The following is a 3,294-nucleotide window of genomic DNA, read 5'->3' as shown; positions in this document are numbered from 1 at the left end:
TGCTGGCGATCCGCTGTGCGGGGTCGCCGCGTTGATCGCCAGCAAGCTGGCTCCTACCAGAATCATGCTGCGCTCATCAATCATGGCCGCTCTCCAGCCAGGTCAGTGGTGCGCTGGTGGAATGAGGCAAGGCGAGGCTGTCCAGCGCCTGTTTCCAGTCCTGCAAGCGGTCGCTGTCCAGTGCCTCGCCGGCCTGAGGCTGCAACAGCCAGACGCGGCTCTGCGCGGCGCAACGGCTGAGCTCGCCGATCAACGCGAGGGTGCCACGATCCGGCGACCGGCGCGGATCACAGGCAATGGCGAGACGTTGCGGTGGGAAGCGTGTCAGCTGTTCCAGCAAGCGACGCCGCTGCTCGCGATCATCCAGTACGCCAGCAGCAGCAACGGACTTAGGCAGTTTCGGGGGCCAGGGATGGCTCGGGTCCAGCTCAATGGCCACCAGCACCGCGCCCTCGCTGCCGTCCAGTTGCGGCCCGGCGCCTGGCACGTGCAGTTGGTCCGGCGCGGCGTCGCTGACACCGAGCCGCTCGCTGGAGGGCTGCAGGCGTTCACGGAGCAGGCGGTAGGCGGGCAGCTGTAGATCGAGCTGTAGGCGTGCTCGCCCACGTCGCCAGCGCCACAGGCAGAACACCGCAAGTAGCACGCGCGGCAGTAACCCATAGATCAGCACCACGCCAACCAGCCAGCCGGCCCAGCTTTGACGGGCGGCTTCGGCGCCTCCGATCAGGGCTCCGCTGGCGCGGATTTGGTCGATATCCGGCACGCTGAAGCCGAGCAGTGACGGCAGGGTCCCGAGCGCCTGGGTCAGGTTGATGAATGCGCCTTCGCCGAGAATTGTGGTTTCCCAGACAAAGCCGTAGCGCCGCGTGGCCAACAGCGCGAGGAGGGCCAACAGGGCGCTGCTCATCGCAACCAGCCATAAACCGTGCACCCCGAGCCCTAACAGCCAGCGCCCGAGGCGACGCTGTTCCAGCACGGCCAACAGCGCGGGCGCCAGCTGCACGGCACGGGCATCCCGCGCCAGCTTTTCGCTGAGCCAGAGCCATAGCCGACCCAATGCACCGCCCGTATCGCCAGCGAAAACGAAACCCAGCAGCCAGCCCAGCAGCGTCAATAGATTCAACCCGAGCAGGCTGCCCAGCGCCCAGAACACATTGACCGGCCGTACCCCATCACCAAGCGCCGCGAGCGCCAGTCCAGCACCGGTGAAAAGCGCGAGCAGAACGAGTGCGAAACCCGCCAGCCGCGCGCCCTGCCGCCAGTGTCGCAGTGCATCGATCAGGCCGTCCCGGCGTGCTAGCCACAGCGCACGATATTCGATCCGTTCCGGCAGTTGTCCGCCCTGCGCTCGGGCTTGGCGATTGGCTTCGGCATCATCGAGCGGACCGGCATGCTCTTCGCGCAGGCGCACGGCTTCGGTCAGCCAGAGGCGGTCGAGGGGATTCGGTAATGAGGGGGGAGGTGCGGGCACGCGGTTTCTCGGAGAAGGGCTCGGTCCTGAGGATAACCGGTGCCGGCCACTAGGGCGAACAACTCAGCGCGCCCGGATACGCTCCTGCCAATAGCGCCTTACCGCGAAGAAAAGCGACAGCGCGGTGAGCAGGATGAAGATCCAGGTGATCGGCCCACGGAAGAAGATCATGGGGTCGCCGCGACCGATCAGCAGCGTACGTCGCAGGTTGTCCTCGAACATCGGCCCGAGGATAAATCCGAGGAGGAAGGGCGCTGTTGCGAAGCCGGTACGGTTGAACAGATAACCGATCACGCCGAAGAGCAGCATCAGGCCAATGTCGAACAGGCTGTTGTTCACGGCAAAGGCACCGTAGACACAGAACATCAGCACGATGGGAAGCAGGACAGCCTTGGGGATCTCGGCGATCAGTGAGAAATACTTGATCACGCCGTGACCGACGAACAGCAGCACCGCCGAGCTCAGCATGATCCCGCAGAACAGCGCGTAGACCAGCGTCAGGTTCTCCTGGAACAGCACCGGGCCGGGCGTCAGCCCATGGATCATGAAGGCGCCGAGGATGATCGCGGTGATCACGTCACCCGGGATGCCCAGCGACAGCAGCGGAATGAGCGTCGCTCCAGCTACGCCGTTGTTGCCTGACTCGGCGGCTGCGACGCCTTCGAGTTCGCCTTTGCCGAAGTTCGCCCGGTTGGCCGAGCGCCGTTTGGCTTCGCTATAGGAGATGAAAGACGCCGCGGTGGCGCCGGCGCCTGGAATGGCGCCGATGATCACGCCGATAAACGAGCCGCGCACGATGGTCACCAGGCTGGACTTGAGCTCGCCAAGCGTCAGGCCAGCTCCACTGGAAGCGGCGCGAATATGGGGGCCGGCTTTCTTCAGGTAGAAGTCGATGACCTCGGGGATGGCGAACAGGCCGATCAGCAACGGCACGAAGGACACCCGGTCCATCAGGTTGTAGTTGTCGAACGTCAGGCGCTGGCTGCCGTACACCGCATCCATGCCGATCATGGAGACGATGACGCCGAAGCTGGCTGCGATCAGGCCCTTGACCGGCGAGTCGCCAGCAATGGAGACGATGATGGTCAGTGAGAAACAGATCAGCCAGAAGAACTCTGGCGGCCCGAAATTCAGCGCGATCTTGGCCAGATAGGAGGCAAACAGAATCAGCGCCAGGTTCGATAGCACATCGGCGATGCAGGACGAATAGAGCGCCATCTGCAGCGCCTTCTTTGCCTTGCCCTGTTGCGTCAGTGGATAGCCGTCGAGCAGGGTGCAGGCAGCGGCCGGCGAGCCTGGCGTGTGAATCAGGATGGCGGTGATCGAGCCGCCGTACATGCCGCCTTTGTAGATGCCCACCAACAGCAGGATGGCTGTCACCGGCTCCAGCGAAAAGGTGAAGGGCAAGGCCAGTGCCACGGCCATGGTCGCGGTAAGACCGGGAATCGCACCGACGACGACGCCGATCAGCACGCCAATGAAGATGGCGATGAAGTTGTCGACGCTGAGAAACAAGTCCAGGACTTCGGAAAAACCTTCCATGCGGTCACTCGCGTAAGGGCGGTGTCAGTTCCAGAGCGTGCCGGAGGGCAACGGGACGTTCAGAACATGGATGAACAGCAGGCTTACCAGCCACGGCAGCGCGATTGCCAGCAGGTAAAGCCAGGGCTTGCGCACCGGATGAGCCGCAAACAACAACAGCGTGCCAAGGATGCCGACAGCTATGGCGCCGAGCAGGTCGAACAGCAGCCAGTAGGCGCCCAGCCCGGCCAACATGAGCAGCCAGCGCCGGGCCGGTGCACGTTCGGATTCGCCTTCCGCCG

3 protein-coding genes are annotated in these 3,294 nt (G+C 64.1%); all 3 read right to left on the bottom strand.

From position 1 onward, the window contains the following. Window positions 1-76: 76 nt before the first annotated feature. Window positions 77-1,471 (bottom strand): DUF2868 domain-containing protein, encoded by a 1,395-nt coding sequence (locus PSTU_RS0115175; RefSeq protein WP_019341878.1) that lies wholly within the window; start codon window positions 1,469-1,471, stop codon window positions 77-79. 63 nt (window positions 1,472-1,534) lie between these two features. After that, complete coding sequence (locus PSTU_RS0115170; protein WP_019341877.1) at window positions 1,535-3,013, bottom strand: tripartite tricarboxylate transporter permease; 1,479 nt, start codon at window positions 3,011-3,013, stop codon at window positions 1,535-1,537. 24 nt (window positions 3,014-3,037) lie between these two features. Beyond that, a partial coding sequence (locus PSTU_RS0115165; protein WP_019341876.1) for a tripartite tricarboxylate transporter TctB family protein occupies window positions 3,038-3,294 on the bottom strand: 257 nt, incomplete at its 5' end.

It is taken from the genome of Stutzerimonas stutzeri SDM-LAC (assembly GCF_000235745.1).
Taxonomy (GTDB): domain Bacteria; phylum Pseudomonadota; class Gammaproteobacteria; order Pseudomonadales; family Pseudomonadaceae; genus Stutzerimonas; species Stutzerimonas stutzeri_H.
This window is presented reverse-complemented; position numbering and strand designations above follow the sequence as displayed.